Here is a 19,359-nt window from a genome sequence, read left to right on the forward strand (position 1 = left end):
TCCATGGATTGCGCCGGCTTTTAGAAGTTGGGCAGAACAGTTGCTCCATGGATTGCGCCGGCTTTTAGAAGTTGGGCAAGACAGTTGCTCCATGGATTGCGCCAGCTTTTAGAAGTTGGGCAAGACAGTTGCTCCATGGATTGCGCCAGCTTTTAGAAATTGGGCAAGACGGGTGCTACCACGGGTAAAGCGCAGGCCTGAAGAACTGCGCGGTCGAGGTGGGAGCCGGCTTGCCGGCGATGGGCTGCAACGCAGCCCCAGTCTTTCAAATCAGACCACGCCCTGGGCCAGCATGGCGTCAGCGACTTTGACGAAGCCGGCAATGTTGGCGCCCTTCACGTAGTTGACCTTGCCATCGGCCTCTTCACCGTAGTGCACGCAAGCATGGTGAATCGATTGCATGATGTGGTGCAGCTTGCTGTCCACTTCCCCGGCAGTCCACAGCAGGCGCATGGCGTTCTGCGACATCTCCAGGCCCGACACAGCCACACCGCCGGCGTTGGATGCCTTGCCCGGTGCGTACAGGATGCCAGCCTCCAGGAAGATATCCACAGCCTCCAGCGTGGTCGGCATGTTGGCGCCCTCCGCCACGCAGATGCAGCCGTTGCGCAGCAGGGTGCGGGCGTCTTCGCTGCCCAGTTCGTTCTGCGTGGCACACGGCAGGGCGATGTCGCATGGCAGGCTCCATGGCGTCTGCCCTTTGCGGAACTCCAGGCCGAACTGATCGGCCAGTTCGCTGATGCGGCCACGCTTGACGTTCTTCAGCGCCATCACAGCCTCCCACTGGGCGTCGGTCAGCCCGGCTTCGGCGTACAACGTGCCTTCTGAGTCGGACAGCGAGATCACCTTGCCGCCCAGGTCCATGACCTTGCGCGCGGCGTACTGGGCAACGTTACCGGAACCGGAAATCGCCACACGACGACCATCGATACGCAGGCCCTGACGCTTGAGCATTTCTTCGGCGAAGTAAACGCAGCCGTAGCCGGTGGCTTCAGGGCGAATCAGGCTGCCACCGTAGGTCATGCCCTTGCCGGTCAGCACCGACGTGAACTGGTTGGCCAGGCGCTTGTATTGGCCGAACATGAAGCCGATTTCGCGGGCGCCCACACCGATGTCACCGGCGGGCACGTCCAGGTCGGCGCCGATATGGCGGTACAGCTCGCTCATGAAGGCCTGGCAGAAGCGCATCACTTCGGCGTCGCTCTTGCCCTTGGGGTCGAAGTCCGAGCCGCCCTTGCCGCCACCCATGGGCAACGAGGTGAGGGAGTTCTTGAATACCTGCTCGAAGGCCAGGAACTTGAGCACACCCAGGTTGACCGAAGGGTGGAAACGCAGGCCGCCCTTGTAGGGGCCGATGGCGCTGCTCATCTGGATGCGGTAGCCGCGGTTGACCTGAACCTTGCCCTGGTCATCGACCCACGATACGCGGAACAACACCGCACGCTCAGGTTCGACCATGCGCTCGAGGATGCCGGCCTGCAGGTAGTGTGGGTTGGCTTCCAGGAACGGCCAGAGGCTGCGCAGCACTTCTTCCACCGCCTGGTGGAATTCGGGCTGGGCCGGGTCGCGCTGCTTCAGGCGCTCGAGGAAATGGTCGACAGATTCGATCATGGGCAGACATCTCACCAAGAGGGATTGGACTTATTGGTTTTTCTGGAATGTACCAAGAAGCAATTGCACTGGAACAGGGCAAAATGTCGTTTTTATGAAATTATTTGGTGCGTTTTATATAACTGTATACAAAGCATGTGGCTATACGGTGGAAAAATAGCCCTTTTCGCGGCAATAGCACTGTATGCCAGGCACAAAAATGGGGCCGCTGATGGCCCCATTCTTGTGCATCGGAAACCGGCTTACTGGGCCAGTTTCTTGTGCCGTACCCGATGCGGCTGGGCAGCGGCGTCGCCCAGGCGCTTCTTGCGGTCGGCTTCGTACTCGGTGTAGTTACCCTCGAAGAACACCACGTTCGAGTCGTCCTCGTACGCCAGGATGTGGGTAGCCACACGGTCCAGGAACCAACGGTCGTGGGAAATCACGATCGCGGCGCCCGGGAAGTCCAGCAGGGCTTCCTCCAGCGAACGCAGGGTCTCGACGTCCAGGTCGTTGGACGGTTCGTCGAGCAGCAGCACGTTGCCGCCCTCTTTCAAGGTAAGGGCCAGGTGCAGGCGGCCGCGCTCACCACCGGAGAGGTCCTTGACGAACTTCTGCTGGTCGCCGCCCTTGAAGTTGAAACGGCCAACGTAGGTACGCGACGGGATCTCGTAGTTGCCGATGCGGATCATGTCGGAACCATCGGAGACCTGCTGGAACACAGTCTTGGCACCGTCGAGGTCTTCGCGGCTCTGGTCCACACAGGCCAGCTGCACGGTTTCGCCGATCTCGATGCTGCCCGAGTCTGGCTGTTCCTTGCCCATCAGCATGCGGAACAGGGTCGACTTACCGGCACCGTTACCACCGATCACGCCGACGATGGCACCTTTAGGCATGGCGAACGACAGGTTGTCGATCAGCACGCGGTCGCCATAGCCTTTGGACACGTTCTTGAATTCGATGACCTTGTCGCCCAGGCGCGGGCCGGCCGGGATGTAGATCTCGTTGGTTTCGCTGCGTTTCTGGAATTCCTGCGACTGCATTTCTTCAAAGCGCTGCAGACGTGCCTTGGATTTGGACTGGCGGGCCTTGGCGCCTTTGCGCACCCACTCCAGTTCCTCTTTCATGGCCTTCTCGTGGGCGCTCTGCTGCTTGGATTCCTGCGCCAGACGGTCCGACTTGGCTTCCAGCCAGCCCGAGTAGTTGCCTTCGTACGGGATGCCGGCGCCGCGGTCCAGTTCGAGGATCCAGCCGGCGACGTTATCCAGGAAGTAACGGTCGTGGGTAATCGCTACCACGGTGCCTGGGAAGTCGTGCAGGAAGCGCTCCAGCCAGGCCACCGAGTCGGCGTCCAGGTGGTTGGTGGGTTCGTCGAGCAGCAGCATGTCGGGGGCCGACAGCAGCAGACGGCACAGGGCCACACGACGCTTCTCACCACCGGACAGGTGTTCGATGCGCGCATCCCAGGCCGGCAGGCGCAGGGCATCGGCGGCGACGTCGAGCTGGCGCTCGAGGTTGTGGCCGTCGGCAGCCTGCAGGATGGATTCGAGCTTGGCCTGCTCGGCGGCGAGCTTGTCGAAGTCGGCGTCAGGTTCGGCGTAGGCGGCGTAGACCTCGTCCAGGCGGGCCTGGGCGTCCTTGATCACGCTGACCGCTTCTTCGACCACTTCGCGTACGGTTTTGCTCGGGTCCAGTTGCGGCTCCTGGGGCAGGTAGCCGACGTTGATGTCGGGCATCGGACGGGCTTCGCCGTCGAATTCCTTGTCGACGCCCGCCATGATCCGCAGCAGGGTCGATTTACCCGCGCCGTTCAGGCCGAGTACGCCGATCTTGGCGCCCGGGAAGAACGACAGGGAAATGTTCTTGAGAATTTCCCGCTTCGGCGGCACGACCTTGCTCAGCCGATGCATGGTGTAGACGTATTGAGCCAAAACCAAGCCCTCTAATCAGATAGGTAAAGACATCGACGATTGCCCCGGCCAGGTGGCCAGGCGGATGTGTTTACAGGGTGTCATTTAACAAAGTCGACCATTCTACGCCAACGCGCGGCGTTGCACAGGGTGGTCGGATGGTGCGGCCCATCGCCGGCACGCCGGCACACAGGGATAGCGTTAGCTTCTGGAAATGGCGTTAGACAGCTGCTCCCCAAAGCCCCGTAAGGCACGCCTACCCCAGTGGGAGCCGGCTTGCCGGCGATAAGGCCGGCACTGACCACACAAAAATCAGACGTGACGTTGTTTGGCCTTGCCACGCGTGCCACGCGGCAGCCGGCAACGGTCGCCCTGCCCGGCCAGGCGCGCGGCCCAGGCGGATTTGACGCAGAAGCCACCGCTGCGAGCAGGCTGCTCGGCAACCTTGGCCGGCTGCACGGCAGGCTGGCTAGCCGGTGTTTTGCTGACGACCTTGGTGGCAGGCTTGGCCGCCGCCTCAATCTCAGCCGGTGCTGCAGCCGCCCTGGCGGTCTTGCGCAGCTCGGCCAGCGAAGGCGCCTTGGCTTTCGAAGCCGAAGCCTCAGGTTTGACCAGCGAACGCTGGCACGACTTGCAGGATACATCCTCGGTCACGGCAGTGCTGACAAGGGTCTGACTGCTGCGCCCACAGGCGGAATCGAGGCCATTGGTGGAAAAGTGAGTAACCAAAACCGAACATCTCCGATGCGTTGTCATTGAGGCGGCCGGCATTCTCGCACAGCAAGCCGGGCATTGCCGAACGGGCAGGTGCCACCACGACCGTCGGCACCCGACAGCAGGACTGGCACTTTGCCATAATGACAGGCATGCTAGCCCGTTTCGGGTATACGGCCTTATAGTGCGCCACCACGGTCCGGTCGCCCAGGCACCGGTATCCACCGTGCTTATCAATCCCTGCCGTCGCCAGCCCAATAGCAGGACCAACGCTTGACCAATCTCAATCATCCGTCCTCGCCGCGCACCGTTACACCGGCCCCAGCCACTTCGGTGCGTGGCTCGGTCAAAGGTGCATTGGCCCTGCTGGCCCTGCTGCTGCTGGCGTTGCTGCTTTGGCAAATGTTCTCGCAGTTCCGCCACACCCAGGCCGAACAGCGCCAGCAGCACCTGGACGCCAGCGTCGAACTGGCAGACCACCTGGGCCTGAACATGGCGCTCAAGGCCCAGCAGGCGCTGAATGTGGTGCAGCCGTATGCCAAAGCGCCGACGCCTGCCGCCCTGCCCAGCCTGCTCGACACGCTGCGCGAGCGCCTGCCAACCCTGCGCGACCTGGCCTGGCTGGACCACAGCGGGCGGCTACTGAGCGACAGCCTGGCCGGCAGCCCCGACCGTGCGCAGATTGACGAGCTGTTCGCGCTGAACCAGGGCCGGCCTTATTTCTTCGCCAACTCGGCGGACAACCGCACCGTCTACCTGCTGTTGCGCCAGGCCGCCGAGCAGGGTCGCGGCTACTGGCTGCTGCGCCTGTCCAACGATTTTTACCGCACCCTGACCCAGCACCTGGACGGCCCCGGGCACCCTCTGTGGCTGCTGGAGAACAGCCGCAGCGGCGAGGTGCTGGAACGCCACGCGCCAACGCAGACCAGCGGCCAGCCCCTGCAAAGCGTGATGCTGGTGTTCATCGACAACAGTGTCTGGCAGCTGCGTGGCCTGTTCGATGCAGGCCTTGCCCAGCAGAAACTGTTGCCGGCACTGCTGGGCAAGTGCCTGCTGGCGCTGTTCTGTGCCCTGCTGCCGGTGCTGGCACTGATCAATATGCGCCGCCGCCAGCGCGCCTTGCAGGATGACCGCCGGCGCTACCAGGAAATTTTCGAGGGCACCGGCGTAGCCCTGTGCGTGCTCGACCTCTCCAGCTTGCCCGGCCAGCTTGACCGTTACCACCTGCGCAACCTCGCCGCGCTCAAGCAGAGCCTGGCGCTGGACGCCAGCCTGCGCCGCTCGCTGCTGCTGGAGCTGAAGATCACCGAAATCAATCAGGTGGCGCGCCACCTGCTCAACGTCGACTCCCACGAAGGGGCCTGGCAACGGTTGATCGAGGGCAGCGGCGACGGCCGTGCCAGCGTCGGCATGCAGCTGATCGATGCGCTGATCGCACAGCGCCCGCTGCTCGAACTCGAAGTACGCCTGCCCGCCCCGCTGGGCGGTGAGCTGCACCTGTGGCTGATGGCGCGGCTGCCGGAACAGCGCCGCGACTACCAGGCGGTGATCCTGAGCATCAGCGACATCACCAGCCGCAAGCAGGTGGAGCTGTCGCTGCTGGAGCGCGAAAGCTTCTGGTCGGACGTGGTGCGTACCGTGCCCGACCAGTTGTACGTGCAGGACATACTCAGCCAACGGATGATCTTCAGCAACCGCCACCTCGGCGAGACCTTGGGCTACGACCGCACCGAGCTGGCGCAGATGGGCGAACGGTTCTGGGAGTTGCTGCTGCATCCTGAAGATGCGGCGCACTACCAGGCGCTGCGCCAGCAGCAACGCGACAACGGCCACGGCCAGTCGCTGCATTGCCAATTGCGCTTCCGCCACCGCGACGGCGGTTGGCGCTGCTACGACATCCGTGAACAAGTACTGACCCGCGACAGCGATGGCCAGGTTACCCGCATCATCGGTGTGGGCAAGGACGTCACCGTGCAGATCGAGGCCAGCCAGTCGCTACGTGACAGCGAACAGCGCTACCGCATGCTCGCCGAAAGCATCAGCGACGTGATCTTCTCCACCGACAGCAAGCTGCAGCTCAACTACGTCAGCCCATCGGTGCAGGCAGTGCTGGGCTACAACACCGACTGGATCTTTGAAAACGGCTGGCAGTCCATCGTCGCCAACCCGTCCCAGCTCACCGGCATCTACAGCCTGATGGAACGGGTCAGCAAGGCCATGGGCGACCGGGAACAGTTGGCACACCTGCGCCAGCACCTGCCCAACCAGCTGTTCTTGTTCGACTGCCTGCGCGCCGATGGCCGCAAGATCCCCATCGAGCTGCGCCTGGTGCTGGTGTGGGACGACCGCGAGCGCTTCGAGGGTGTGCTGGGCGTGGGCCGCGACATCAGCCAGCAACGCCGGGCGGAAAAAGACCTGCGCATGGCCGCCACGGTGTTCGAACACTCAACCTCGGCCATCCTCATCACCGACCCGGCCGGCTACATCGTGCAGGCCAACGAAGCGTTCAGCCGGGTCAGCGGGTATTCGGTCAGCGATGTGCTCGACCAGCTGCCCAGCATGCTGACGGTCGACGACCAGCAGGAGGGCCATCTGCGCTACGTCCTCAAACAGCTGCACCAGCGCGGCAGCTGGGAAGGCGAAGTGTGGCTCAAGCGCCGCAGTGGCGAGCACTACCCGGCCTGGGTCGGTATAACCGCGGTGCTCGATGACGAAGGCGACCTGGCCAGCTATGTATGCTTCTTCACTGACATCAGCGAGCGCAAGGCCAGCGAACAGCGCATTCATCGCCTGGCCTACTACGACGCCCTGACCCACCTGCCCAACCGCACGCTGTTCCAGGACCGCCTGCACACCGCCCTGCAACAAGCTGAGCGGCAGAAATCGTGGGTGGTACTGATGTTCCTCGACCTGGACCGTTTCAAGCCGATCAACGACTCCCTGGGCCATGCTGCGGGCGATCGCATGCTCAAGGACATGGCCCTGCGCCTGCTGGCCTGCGTCGACGATGACGACACCGTGGCGCGCATGGGCGGTGATGAATTCACCCTGCTGCTGCAATCGCGCGCCACCCGCGAAACGGCGCTCAACCGCGCCATCCATGTGGCCGAGAACATCCTCGCCAGCCTGGTGCGGCCGTTCGTGCTCGAAGGGCGCGAGTTCTTCGTCACCGCCAGTATCGGCATCGCGCTCAGCCCGCAGGACGGCGGCGAACTGAGCCAACTGATGAAGAACGCCGACACCGCCATGTACCACGCCAAAGAGCGCGGCAAGAACAACTTCCAGTTCTACCAGGCCGAGATGAACGCCAGCGCCCTGGAGCGCCTGGAGCTGGAAAGCGACCTGCGCCATGCCCTGGAGCAGAACGAGTTCATCCTCTACTACCAGCCGCAGTTCAGCGGCGACGGCAAGCGCCTGACCGGTGCCGAGGCACTGCTGCGCTGGCGCCACCCGACGCGCGGCCTGGTGCCGCCGGGCGACTTCATCCCTGTGATCGAGGAGCTGGGGCTGGTGGTGGATGTCGGCGACTGGGTGCTGCGCGAGGCCAGCCGCCAGCTCAAGGCCTGGCACAAGGCCAAGGTGCGCGTGCCGAAGGTCTCGGTGAACATCTCGGCCCGGCAGTTCTCCGACGGCCAACTGGGCAAGCGCATCGCCACCATCCTCGATGAAACCGGCCTGCCGCCTGCGTGCCTGGAGCTGGAGCTGACCGAAAGCATCCTGATGCGCGATGTGAACGAAGCGATGCAGATACTCGACAGCCTGAAGGTACTGGGCCTGAGCATTGCGGTGGACGACTTCGGTACCGGCTACTCGTCGCTCAACTACCTCAAGCAGTTCCCCATCGACGTGCTGAAGATCGACCGCACCTTCGTCGACGGCCTGCCCGAGGGCGAGCAGGACGCGCAGATCGCCCGGGCGATCATCGCCATGGCGCACAGCCTGAACCTGGCAGTGATCGCCGAGGGCGTCGAGACCCACGAGCAGCTGGAGTTCCTGCGTGAGCATGGCTGTGACGAGGTGCAGGGCTACCTGTTCGGGCGGCCGATGCCGGCCAGCCAGTTCGAGGCGCAGTTCAGCAACGAGACGCTGTTCATGTTCCAGTGAGGGTTGCCGGCACCGGCCTCATCGCCGGCAAGCAGGCCCCTCCAGGGAACGGGCAGCGGAACCGCCGCAATGCGGCCCCGAAAAGCGGACCCCAAGGTCAACTCCCGCCCGCATCCAGCCCAGGCAGGGCGCGGGATGCAACATGAAAGCCATTGGTCCGCGACTTGATGCCACTTCATATGCCAGGCGCGAATCAATCGGTTAGAATGCCCCCCCAATTCAGCCCGATCCTTGAGGACCGTTATGTTCAGCCGTGATTTGACCATTGCCAAGTACGACGCCGAGCTCTTCGAAGCCATGCAGCAAGAAGCTCTGCGCCAGGAAGAGCATATCGAGCTGATCGCTTCGGAAAACTACACCAGCCCAGCCGTCATGGAAGCCCAGGGTTCGGTCCTGACCAACAAGTACGCCGAAGGCTACCCGGGCAAGCGTTACTACGGTGGCTGCGAGTACGTCGACGTGGTCGAGCAACTGGCCATCGACCGCGCCAAGGAGCTGTTCGGCGCCGACTACGCCAACGTTCAGCCGCACGCCGGCTCCCAGGCCAACGCCGCTGTCTACCTGGCCCTGCTGTCGGCCGGTGACACCATCCTGGGCATGAGCCTGGCCCACGGTGGCCACCTGACCCACGGTGCCTCGGTAAGCTCCTCGGGCAAGCTGTACAACGCCATCCAGTACGGCATCGACGCCAACGGCCTGATCGACTACGACGAAGTCGAGCGCCTGGCCGTCGAGCACAAGCCGAAAATGATCGTTGCCGGTTTCTCGGCCTACTCGCAGGTCCTGGACTTCCCGCGCTTCCGCGCCATCGCCGACAAAGTAGGTGCCTACCTGTTCGTCGACATGGCCCACGTTGCCGGCCTGGTTGCCGCTGGCGTGTACCCGAACCCGGTGCCGTTCGCCGACGTGGTCACCACCACCACCCACAAGACCCTGCGCGGCCCGCGTGGCGGCCTGATCCTGGCCCGTGCCAACGCCGACATCGAGAAGAAGCTGAACTCCGCCGTCTTCCCGGGCGCCCAGGGCGGCCCGCTGGAGCACGTGATCGCGGCCAAGGCCATCTGCTTCAAGGAAGCCCTGCAGCCTGAGTTCAAGGCTTACCAGCAGCAAGTGGTGAAGAACGCCCAGGCCATGGCCAGTGTGTTCATCGAGCGTGGTTTCGACGTCGTTTCCGGCGGCACCCAGAACCACCTGTTCCTGCTGTCGCTGATCAAGCAGGAAATCTCCGGTAAGGATGCTGACGCTGCCCTGGGCAAAGCCTTCATCACCGTCAACAAGAACTCGGTCCCTAACGACCCACGTTCCCCGTTCGTGACCTCGGGCCTGCGTTTCGGCACCCCGGCCGTTACCACCCGCGGCTTCAAAGAAGCCGAGTGTAAAGAACTGGCCGGCTGGATCTGCGACATCCTCGCAGACCTGAACAACGACGCCGTCATCGACGCCGTACGTGAAAAGGTCAAGGCCATCTGCAAGAAGCTGCCGGTGTACGGCAACTGATTGGCAGTAGCCTGATGTGAAAAAGCCCGGCCCTCGTGCCGGGCTTTTTCATGCCTGGGCAAGCTTTGCCCTTGCAAGCCAACCTCACACCACCGCGAACGCCAGGACGCCGCCTTGACCAGAGAGCAACTCGAAACCCATCAAATTGCGCTGTATTTCGCTGCCGTACTCGCCGCCGCAGCCTTCGGCCTGCTGGCCACCGACACCGCGCGCCACCTGCAAGCACTGGTCACCCCGGCCATTGCCGTGCTGATGTACGCGATGTTTCTGCAAATCCCCTTCCTGGACCTGCGCCAAGGCCTGGGCAACCGCCGCTTCATGGCCGCGCTGCTGCTGGCCAACTTCATCCTCGTGCCGCTATTGGTGTGGGCCGCCACCCGAGGCCTGGGCGAGCACCCGGCCATCCTCATCGGCGCCCTGCTGGTGCTGCTTACGCCCTGCATCGACTACGTGGTGGTGTTCACCCACATCGGCAAAGGCGACTCGCGCCTCACCCTCGCCGCCACCCCCTTGTTGTTACTGGTGCAACTGCTGTTGTTGCCGGTGTACCTGGCGGTGATGCTGGGCGACAGCAGCGACGTGGCGATTTCCATCACGCCATTCGTGGAGGCGTTCGCGCTGCTGATCGTGCTGCCGCTGATCCTGGCGGTGCTCACCTCGGCCGGAGCACGCCAGTCACGTAGCGTTTCGGTGTGGAATGACGCCTGGGCGTGGATGCCGGTGCCGGCGATGGCACTGGTGCTGGTGGCTGTGATCGGCTCGCAGATCGCCGTGGTGGTGCGCGATTTCGACCGCCTGCTGCCGGTGATCCCGGTGTACATCGGCTTCATGGTGCTGGCCCCGGTACTGGGGTTTGCCTCGGCGCGGCTGCTGCGTTTGCCGGTGGCCGAGGCCCGCTCGGTAACGTTCAGCAGCGCCACGCGCAATTCGCTGGTGGTGTTGCCGCTGGCGCTCGCATTGCCCGAAGACATGCGCACGCTGGCGGCCGCGGCGGTGATCACGCAAACATTGATCGAGCTGATCAGTGAGTTGATTTACGTAAGGGCGGTGCCCGCCCTGATCCGCTGACAGCGCATGGCGGGGGGTTGCACCACCCCGCCAGCCAACCCACCCAGCACTGCGTGGCTTCAGGCCACCGACGCCTGCTGTTGCATCCGCACGCTCAGCATGCCCGAGAGCGATACCAGCCACAGCACCAGGAACACGCCGGCGATGGCCAGGTTGGATGCCAGCGGCAAGGCACTGACGATGCCCGAGGCAAGGGAGCCGAACACCAGCATCAAGCAGCCCTGCAAACTTGCCGCCACCCCTGCCCGGTCCGGGAACAGGGACATGGAACGGGCCATGGCATTGGAGAAGATGAAACCCTGGCCAAATGCGACCAGCATGATGCCACCCAGGATACTCACCAGGTTCAAACCGCCCGGCATCGCCGCGATCACCGCCACACCGAGCAGGAACAGCGCCATCCCGGCCCACATCAAGGCATGCGCGTTGACATGACGGACCAGCGCGCGGTTGACCAAGGTCCCCACCAGGTAGCAACTGCCTACTGCAAGCGCTGTGGTGCCAAAGTACTGAGCGCTGTGCCCGAGGCGCTCCTGGACGATGTGCGGCCCGAACACGTTCCACAGCAAAAAGGCAGAGAAACTGGAACCGAGCACGATGACCGATGAACGAAAGCGACTGTCGGCCAGGATGCAGCGGTAGCCTGCGATGGTCTGCAGTGCACTGCGCCTGCCCGTCACCCCCAGCGACTCCTTGAGCCCCGCCAGCACGAAGGCCAGCACGATCACCGCGTATACCGCATAGAGCACGAAGTTGTAGCGCCATCCCAGATGCACTTCGATCAGCCCACCCACGTAGGGCGCGATGACCGGGCCCAGGCCAAAGGCCAGGCTCAGGTAGATGATCGCCACATAGAAGCGAGGCCCCTTGACGACGTCCACCAGCAAAGCCCGCGCGACCACCTGGCAAGCGCCGATAGCGAACCCTTGCAGCGCTCGGGCCAGCAGCAGCATTTCTATCGAGCTGGCAACCGTTGCCAGCACGCTGCCGCCGAGGAACACCAAAAGGCCCAACTGAACCGCCGGCTTGCGCCCGCGGGCATCGGCCATGACCCCGAAGAACAGCTGGCCGATCGCATAGAACAGTAGCGTGATGGTGATGGTGTTCTGCATCAATGCAGGGCTGGCCGACAGTTCCCGGCCGATGGAAGGAATGCTGGGCGCATACAGGTCGATGGCGATGCCGCCAACGCTGTTGATCAGCGGCGCCAGGAACACAATGAAATTCTCATAACGCTTGGTCGCGTTCATGTTTACCTCCAGCACACCGGGCACAGTGATGCCCGGCATGGTGATCAGGTCAGGCAGATGCCTGATTGGCGAAATGGGGATGGGCGAGGCCGGGTGCAGGTGCACTCATCCAGATGCTGGGCGATGACAAACGCGACACCACCACCCGCGGCCTGTGGTCGTAATAGGAGCCCCAATTGACGCCTGGGTCTCTTACCCGCCCCCTGTCCGCACCGCCCAGGTCGTCGAGGTTGTCGACGATCGGCGCCAGCAACTGGCGCACCTGTTCGGTAGCGGTCAGCACCACCAGTCCGAAGTTGCGCAGCGCCAAGGTCTTGATGACATTGTTGAGCAGGTATTTGCCTGCACCGCTGCCACTGCGAAATGAAGCGAAGGCGCCCACTTCGGCGATACGGGCGCGGTCCAGCCCATAGCGCTCATCCAGCCCCTGATCCAGGTAGTACTCACTGAAGAGCTTGCCGGAATCACCGTAACTGATGCCGGCACAGGCATAGCCTGGTGCGCCACCATTGGGGTCGGTCAGGCATACGAACAGATCGGGCTCAGGTTCTGGCGTTGCCTGGTAGTGCTTGAGGTAGTGCGCCCGCACCGCCTCTTGCAGGCATCGGTAACCGGGCCGGCCTTTATAGAAATTACGCACGATGTACATGCTGGCTCCCTCGTACTCAGGCGTACAGCTGGTCGATGAAGCGGGCTTCGATTTCCGCGCGCCGCGGCCGCCCGGTCACGGTGTAGAACTGCTCGCGGAACAGGGCGATATCCTCGATGACGCGCACCTGGCGAACCCGGGCGAAATCGGCAAGGCGATGTTCCAGGCGCGCCATTTCGCTGCGTACGCGCTCCGCACCCGCAGCACTGAGCACGATGGCGCAGGGCTCGTCCCTGCCCTCCCCCATGACGATCATGTCGTCCACCAGCGGGCTCTCCTTGTAGACGTTCTCCACCCATTCCGGCGAGATGTTGCGCGCCGTGGAAAGGATGATCACGTGTTTCTTGCGCCCGGTGATGTAGAGGTAACCGTCGCGAAATTCGGCGATATCACCGGTATGCAAGTAGCCGTCGGACAGGTCGCAGGCGGTATCGTCAGCGTTGTAGTACCCCGCACACAGGGTGGGCGTGCGCACCAGTAGTTCGCCATCGACCAGCTTGGGTTCGATACCGTCGAGCAGCTTGCCGGCCGAGCCAATGCGCCGCTCGGCGGGCGAGTTCAGCGAGATGATCGATGAGTTCTCGCTCAGGCCATACGCCTCGAACACCTGCACGCCGCGCGCGTCCAGCGCCTCCAGCACTGTGGCCGGAATCTTCGCGCCGCCGGTGATGATGTGCGGCCGTTGCGGGCCGAACAGTTGCTCGACCGTGCAATGCTCAAGCAGCCCTTTGGCTTCCTCAAGCAACTTGGGCGGCAGGTACAGGAAGTTGGGCTGGTTGGGTGCGATCAGCTCCAGGTACTGCCGGGCATTGCCGCTCGCCGCGCCATATTCGGTCACGCCCTCGGGCATCAACGTCAGTGAACCGCCCGACAGAATCGGGATGAACACGCCGAGCACCTGTTCGATCAACAAGCTCATCGGCACGATCGAGAAGTAGTGCAGCGGTTGCTGTGGCAGGCGCTTCATGACGTTGTCCACCAGCAGCCCCACGGCCTCGTCGCGAATCATCACCCCCTTGGGTTTGGAGGTGGTGCCGGAGGTATGGATGATCGAAACGATGCCCTCCGGGATCAACTCATCCTCGTTGCGCCACTCCTCGCCGATGGCCTGGTTCATCAGCTGGCCAGGAATGAAGCAGGCCTTGCCCGGCAGGATGCCGTGCAGCCGGCTGGCAGTTTGCTCGTCGCTGACGAACACCGCGGCAGCCTTGCCCAGCAGGCTGCCGATCTGGTCGTCGGAGAACTCGATAGGCACCGGCAACAACACTGCACCGACTTTCTGAATCGCCAGCAGCGTATAGACCCACTCGTAGCATGAGCGCATGGCGATACCGAAGACCTTGCGTTCACAGCGCCCCACGCGCCCTTCAAGGGCACTGGCCAGGCGCATCACATCGCGTCGCAGTTCGTGCAGCGTATGGGTGCGGCCATTCATTTCACGGATGACAATGCGGTCGGGCGTTGCCGCCAGGTAGTCCTGCATTTTTTTGCTGATCATTGGCTGGTCCCTGCGATGCGGTAGCTCTGAGCGCCGAAAATGCGCCGCGAAGTGTCTTCCAGTCGGCGGCGGCCGTGCATGACGCGAGTGTTGTCGATCACCACGATGTCGCCTTTCTGCCAGAAGTGGCTGTAGGTATTGCGTTCGGTCACTTCCTTGATTTCATCCCAGATGTCCAGGGCAATATCTTCGCCATCAGCCCAGGTAATACGCGGCGGTTCGTAATTGACGCTAGGGCCCAGCATCGAATTGCAGAAGGCCTTGCGCCCGCTGAAGCAACTGGTTTCGACAGCAGAAATAATCAACTCTGACGCAATAAGGTTTTGATCGATGCGCCGGTAAGTTTGCCCCACTACTTGGTCGTTGACCTGCTGCAGGTGGTCATCCGTAATAGCCTCCAGCGGTAACTGAAGTTCGATGCTGAGGAAGCGTTTGACGTTCTGCCATGGAATACGCCGGGCATAACGAATATCGCGCTGTTCAAATAACTTTCTGGTTTTAGCCGACAAGTCGAACAACACCCGTTGGCCATCGCACAGGGTAGTTTGCGACCCGACCGAAGCCGCTTCCAGGCAATAGAACCACTGCAGATCAGGGTTGAACGGCAGGTTGCCATTCTCGCGGTGCAGGCCCATCTCGTGCACACCCGCTTCGATTTCCGCGGTGTTGGAGGTAGCTGCCTTGCGTGCCGGGTCAAAGGTGACGCGCGACGAGTGTGCGCTGACAAACTCATTGAAGTCTGCAAGGGTATCTGCAAAATCGCGGTAGATGACCGCACCGCTGTGGGCCAGGTCTTCGTAAAGCGTTGCACCCTTGATACCGTCGCTGACCCGCATATCACGGTCAACAGCAACTACACATTCAAAACCGTAACAGGGGGTCGGCTGCCGGTAATAAGGGAACACCCAGGGTTGAACTTGCGCCAACATGACTCATTCCTCCGTGAACTGTGGGGTCAGGTAGACATCCGCTACCCGATGACCACACAGTAAGTGAAATGAGCACGCTGCTGGTTTTAAGAAATCTAAAGGCGTTGCGAAAATTTAAATAGGCCGTGTCACCGTTCCGTCAACAAGGCTTCGGCCACGTGTTCGACCAACGCGCGCAGGCTGGAAATATCCTTGCTGTCACTGCGATCGCGCGCCCAGATCATGTCCAGCGTAAAACTGGGGAAACCCAGCGGCGGTTGGCAAACTTTTACTTGCGGGGCGATGCGCAGGTGCGGCAACAAGCGCGCCGGCAATGCCAAGGTGCAAGGCACGGCGGCAACGATGTTCACGCAGGCCTGATAGCCGTTGGCGCGCACCAGCACGTTGCGTGAACGGCCGACTTTATCCAACCAGCTGTCGACCATGTTCTTTTCCGAGATCCATGGCGTAGGGAACACATGGGGCGATGCACAGAACTCATCGAGGTTCATGGCCCCCTCGTTGGCCAGCGTGTTCTGGCTGGTCAGGCACACGAAGTCGTCATTGAGCACCGGCTGCCATTGCAACTCGGGGTGCATCTGGTGGTAGCCCGGGCCAAAACCGATGGCGATGTCGATTTCGCCGGATATCAGCCGGTCCACTGGCAAGTCGCGACTCAGGCGGTCCAGGTGCAGCGAGGTATTGCCGTGGCTGCGGGACAACACCGCCAAGGCCTGGGGCAGGAATGACAACTCGAAATATTCCGGGGCGCAGAGCCTCCAGATCTTGCGCACCGCCTGCGGCGAAGCCGTGCTGTCGTCTTCCGCGCAGCGGTTGACCGACTCGACCACCACGCGCAGGTAGGGCGCGATTTTCTCGGCCTTGGTGGTGGGCAGCAACACGCCCTGGGAAGAAGAAAACAGCGTGTCATCGAAGCAGCCACGCAGGCGCTTGAGGCAATAACTGACGGTAGGCTGGCTGACGCTCATCAGCTCGGCGGTGCGCTTGGCGCTGCGTAACTCGAGCAGGTTGAGAAACACCACGATGTCTTGCAGATCCAACTGCTTGAGGTAGTTGCTGTGCAGCATGAAAATTCCTCCTGAATTTTCCGGTTCATTGGCTGGGCGCCCCTTCGCCAGGCAGGCACGCGAGCACCTGCTTCAACAATTGCGCAAAACCTGCGCGCTGCTTGGCACTCAAAGGGGCCAGCACCAGCTCCTGAATCTCAGTATGTGTAAGCAGAGCCTTCTCGATCAACACCTTACCTGCCGCCGTCAGCGCCACCTGGTAGCTGCGCTTGTCGTGGTCGTCGGCAACGCGCTCGACCATGCCGGCGCTTTCCAGCCGGGCCAGCCGGTTGGTCATCGCCCCGGATGTGATCAACAAAGAGCGGTAAAGCTCGGTTGGCGTCAGGCGGTACGGCGCCCCTGCCCTGCGTAGCGTCGCCAGCACATCGAACTCGCCTTCCTTGAAGCCGAACTGTGCCAACGCTTCGGCACGCATGCGCTCCAGGTGCTTCTGGATGCGCGCCATGCGCCCGAAAATCTCCATGGATGTGACGTCCACCGAGGGCATCGCCTGCGCCCACTGCGCGACGACGAAATCCACATGATCGTTCATAGCTGTCCTTCACCGGGCAATTGATCAACTGTTAACCCGTGCAAACTCCTGAACGCCGACGCCTTTAAACTATCTTAACGTTAAGCTATCTTGCTGGCGATACGACTGAAGGATCAGGAGAGCACATGGCATTTTTCGTACACGGACCGCATCGGCACTATTACTACGACTCAGGCGCCGGCAGCCCAGTACTGCTGCTGCACGGCCTGGGCAACAGCGGGCGCGCCTGGGGGCCCCAAGCCAGTGCACTGCTCAGCCTGGGCCACCGCGTTATCGTATCCGACCTGCTGGGCCACGGCGCGTCCAGCGAAGCGCCAGAAGGTATCACGGCCCATGCCCAGGCACTGGAAATGCTGGCCCTGCTCGACCACCTGGGGCTGGAAAGTACCCACCTGGTCGGCCTTTCTCTGGGCGGCATGGTGGCACTGGAAATGGCCTGCCATGCACCTGAGGCCGTACAGCAACTGGTGGTCGCCGGCACATTCGCCAGCATGAACAGCCCGTATCGCCAAGGGCTGCTGAACGAGTGGGCCGCAAACCTTGCGCAGGCGGACGGCTGCCTGAAGCGTTTCAAGGCCACTTGGCCGGCGTTGGTGGGCGCTGATTATGCCGCCTCGGCCGACGGCCAATGCCTCTACCAGGCTTGGCACGCCCAGGCCGCTCAACTGTCAGCGCAAAGCCAGATCCGCTGGTGCAATGGCATGAAGCGTTACGACCTGCGCGATCAATTACCAGCCATTCAAGCAGCGACCCTGGTACTTGCCGCCGAAGGCGACCTCATCAGCCCACGCTCGGAAGCCGAAGACATCACCCAACGCATCGCCCATGCCCGCCAGGTCACCCTGCCGGGTGACGGCCACGTGTTCAACATCCCGTACGCCCAGGCCTTCAACCAGGCGCTATGCACCTTCCTGCAGGAGCCACTTCAACATGCGTGATATGCCAAGCAAAGCGTGCATAGGCCTACTGGCCATGCTGATCGGCTTGAACCTACGCCCCATCATGGCGGCCATCGGCCCCTTGCTCGGCACCCTGCAACACGACCTGGGCCTGAGCAACGCCCAAGGCGGCCTGCTGACCACCCTGCCCGTGATGATGATGGGGTTGTTCGCGCTGTCCGGCCCCTGGCTGCTGCGCCTGGTGGGTGAAGTGCGGGGTGTGGCGATGGGGATCACGCTGATCGTCATCAGCTGCGCCGCACGGGCCTATATCACCTCCGCCACGGCGCTGATCGCAACAGCCGCGTTGGGCGGGGTCGGCATTGCAGTCATCCAGGCATTGATGCCCGCCTTCATCAAGCGCAGCCACCCGCAAAGCGCAGGCATGCTGATGGGGCTGTTCACCACCGGCATCATGGGCGGCGCCGCGCTGGCCGCTGCCTTTGCGGCACCGGGTGCCAGCACCTTCGGCTGGCAACTGACGCTGGGGGTTGCGGCTTTGCCGGCGCTGGTCGGCTTGATCGCCTGGTTGCTCGCCGCCGGCAGCGACCCCGGCAGCCACAGCGATGCCACCTTGCCGTACCGCAGCGGCCGGGCCTGGTTGCTGTTGTTGTTCTTCGGCATTGGCACGGGCGCCTACACCCTGGTGCTGGCCTGGCTGCCGCCGTTTTATGTGGAACTGGGCTGGACGGCCACCCAGGCGGGTTACCTGCTTGGCGCCCTCACCGTCACCGAAGTCATCGCCGGCCTGCTGGTTTCAGCCCTCATTCACCGCTACCCAGACCGCAGGCAACCACTGACCGTGGTGATACTGCTATTGCTTGCCGGCCTGGCCTGCCTGATGCTCGCCCCTGTGCAACTGGCCGTGTTGGCCACCCTGTGCCTGGGGCTTGGCATCGGTGCCTTGTTCCCGCTGTCGCTCATCGTCACCCTTGACCACACCCACTCACCAACCCAAGCGGGCGCCCTGCTGGCGTTCGTGCAGGGCGGCGGCTACCTGATCGCTGCGAGCATGCCACTGGTTGCCGGCATTGTCCGTGACCAGCTCAGTTCGTTGCACTGGGCCTGGGGGATTATGGCGATCGGTGCCGTGTTATTGCTGGGGTTGAGCACGCTGCTGAGGCCTAAGGCCGTGCAGTTGCCGGGGGCGGCGCACGAAGCGTGAGCGGGGTGAGGTTTCAATTGGAGGGACAGGCTGGGCGTGCGGGCCTCCGGTGCAAACCGGAGACCGCGTTCGCGTTGCAAGGCAGGGCTTACAGGCTACAACGACTGATCGGGGGCGCCTGGACTTGCCCTGTTACGGGAGGCACAGACAGCCCTTGATCTGCCGCGGACGTGACGGGTCGTAGATGGGGTAGAGACGGTGGGGTTCGGGAGCCGGCGAAGGGCGACGGCGGCGGAGAACGGATGCGAGGATCCTGGATAGGCTTAGGGTAAGCATGCATGGGACTCCAAGTTTTCAGTTGGAGCTGTCACGATCCTTCCTACGGGATTGGGTGGCAGCTGTGTATGGGGTAGGAATACCGGGAAACTTGGAAACCCGGCCAGGCCGAAGCCTGCCCACACACAGCCGCCATGACACAGCACGGCTGGCACAAAAAAAGCGCCAGCTG

Annotated in this window: 14 protein-coding genes; 5 read left to right on the forward strand and 9 right to left on the reverse strand. The window is 62.7% G+C overall.

Annotation, left to right across the window (positions count from 1 at the left end):
• Positions 1-270 precede the first annotated feature (270 nt).
• The 3 genes from gdhA to ABRP30_RS24235 all read right to left on the reverse strand — a co-directional run bounded on the left by gdhA (position 271) and on the right by ABRP30_RS24235 (position 4,229).
• On the reverse strand, positions 271-1,611 hold the full coding sequence (gdhA, locus tag ABRP30_RS24225) for an NADP-specific glutamate dehydrogenase (RefSeq protein WP_267818840.1): 1,341 nt from the start codon (positions 1,609-1,611) through the stop codon (positions 271-273).
• Between the two features lie 242 nt (positions 1,612-1,853).
• The gene (gene ettA / locus ABRP30_RS24230; protein ID WP_267818842.1) at positions 1,854-3,521 is read right to left on the reverse strand and encodes an energy-dependent translational throttle protein EttA; all 1,668 of its coding nucleotides are present in this window, start codon (positions 3,519-3,521) and stop codon (positions 1,854-1,856) included.
• A gap of 291 nt (positions 3,522-3,812) precedes the next feature.
• Entirely contained in the window at positions 3,813-4,229 is a 417-nt protein-coding gene (locus ABRP30_RS24235) for a hypothetical protein (RefSeq protein ID WP_267818844.1), read from the reverse strand.
• 258 nt (positions 4,230-4,487) lie between these two features.
• Between ABRP30_RS24235 and ABRP30_RS24240 the strand changes: the two genes are divergently transcribed.
• The 3 genes from ABRP30_RS24240 (at position 4,488) to ABRP30_RS24250 (ending at position 10,883) form a co-directional block, all read left to right on the forward strand.
• Positions 4,488-8,318 carry a GGDEF and EAL domain-containing protein gene (locus ABRP30_RS24240; protein WP_267818846.1) on the forward strand — a complete coding sequence of 1,277 codons (3,831 nt, stop codon included), beginning with the start codon at positions 4,488-4,490 and terminating at the stop codon, positions 8,316-8,318.
• A 243-nt stretch (positions 8,319-8,561) separates the two neighbouring features.
• On the forward strand, positions 8,562-9,815 hold the full coding sequence (gene glyA / locus ABRP30_RS24245; protein WP_012316314.1) for a serine hydroxymethyltransferase: 1,254 nt from the start codon (positions 8,562-8,564) through the stop codon (positions 9,813-9,815).
• A gap of 114 nt (positions 9,816-9,929) precedes the next feature.
• Entirely contained in the window at positions 9,930-10,883 is a 954-nt protein-coding gene (locus ABRP30_RS24250) for an arsenic resistance protein (protein WP_241807184.1), read from the forward strand.
• Between the two features lie 59 nt (positions 10,884-10,942).
• Here the strand turns inward: ABRP30_RS24250 and ABRP30_RS24255 are convergent, their stop codons facing one another.
• The 6 genes from ABRP30_RS24255 to ABRP30_RS24280 all read right to left on the reverse strand — a co-directional run bounded on the left by ABRP30_RS24255 (position 10,943) and on the right by ABRP30_RS24280 (position 16,808).
• Entirely contained in the window at positions 10,943-12,133 is a 1,191-nt protein-coding gene (locus ABRP30_RS24255; protein ID WP_267818850.1) for a multidrug effflux MFS transporter, read from the reverse strand.
• A 49-nt stretch (positions 12,134-12,182) separates the two neighbouring features.
• Positions 12,183-12,782 carry a thermostable hemolysin gene (locus ABRP30_RS24260; protein ID WP_241807186.1) on the reverse strand — a complete coding sequence of 200 codons (600 nt, stop codon included), beginning with the start codon at positions 12,780-12,782 and terminating at the stop codon, positions 12,183-12,185.
• Between the two features lie 16 nt (positions 12,783-12,798).
• Positions 12,799-14,280, reverse strand: a complete 1,482-nt coding sequence (locus tag ABRP30_RS24265) for an AMP-binding protein (RefSeq protein WP_267818853.1) — start codon at positions 14,278-14,280, stop codon at positions 12,799-12,801.
• A complete protein-coding gene (locus ABRP30_RS24270) occupies positions 14,277-15,209 on the reverse strand; it encodes a TauD/TfdA family dioxygenase (protein ID WP_267818855.1) in 933 nt (310 codons plus the stop codon). The genes ABRP30_RS24265 and ABRP30_RS24270 overlap by 4 nt, the downstream gene beginning before the upstream one ends.
• A gap of 128 nt (positions 15,210-15,337) precedes the next feature.
• Positions 15,338-16,276, reverse strand: a complete 939-nt coding sequence (locus ABRP30_RS24275) for a LysR family transcriptional regulator (protein WP_267818857.1) — start codon at positions 16,274-16,276, stop codon at positions 15,338-15,340.
• 25 nt (positions 16,277-16,301) lie between these two features.
• Positions 16,302-16,808 carry a MarR family winged helix-turn-helix transcriptional regulator gene (locus ABRP30_RS24280; protein WP_241807190.1) on the reverse strand — a complete coding sequence of 169 codons (507 nt, stop codon included), beginning with the start codon at positions 16,806-16,808 and terminating at the stop codon, positions 16,302-16,304.
• 125 nt (positions 16,809-16,933) lie between these two features.
• Between ABRP30_RS24280 and ABRP30_RS24285 the strand changes: the two genes are divergently transcribed.
• The gene (locus tag ABRP30_RS24285) at positions 16,934-17,746 is read left to right on the forward strand and encodes an alpha/beta fold hydrolase (protein ID WP_241807191.1); all 813 of its coding nucleotides are present in this window, start codon (positions 16,934-16,936) and stop codon (positions 17,744-17,746) included.
• Positions 17,739-18,911, forward strand: a complete 1,173-nt coding sequence (locus tag ABRP30_RS24290; RefSeq protein WP_267818860.1) for an MFS transporter — start codon at positions 17,739-17,741, stop codon at positions 18,909-18,911. Before ABRP30_RS24285 ends, ABRP30_RS24290 begins: the two co-directional genes overlap by 8 nt.
• Positions 18,912-19,359 lie beyond the last annotated feature (448 nt).

It is taken from the genome of Pseudomonas sp. WHRI 8519, assembly GCF_040224055.2.
Taxonomy (GTDB): Bacteria; Pseudomonadota; Gammaproteobacteria; order Pseudomonadales; family Pseudomonadaceae; genus Aquipseudomonas; species Aquipseudomonas putida_X.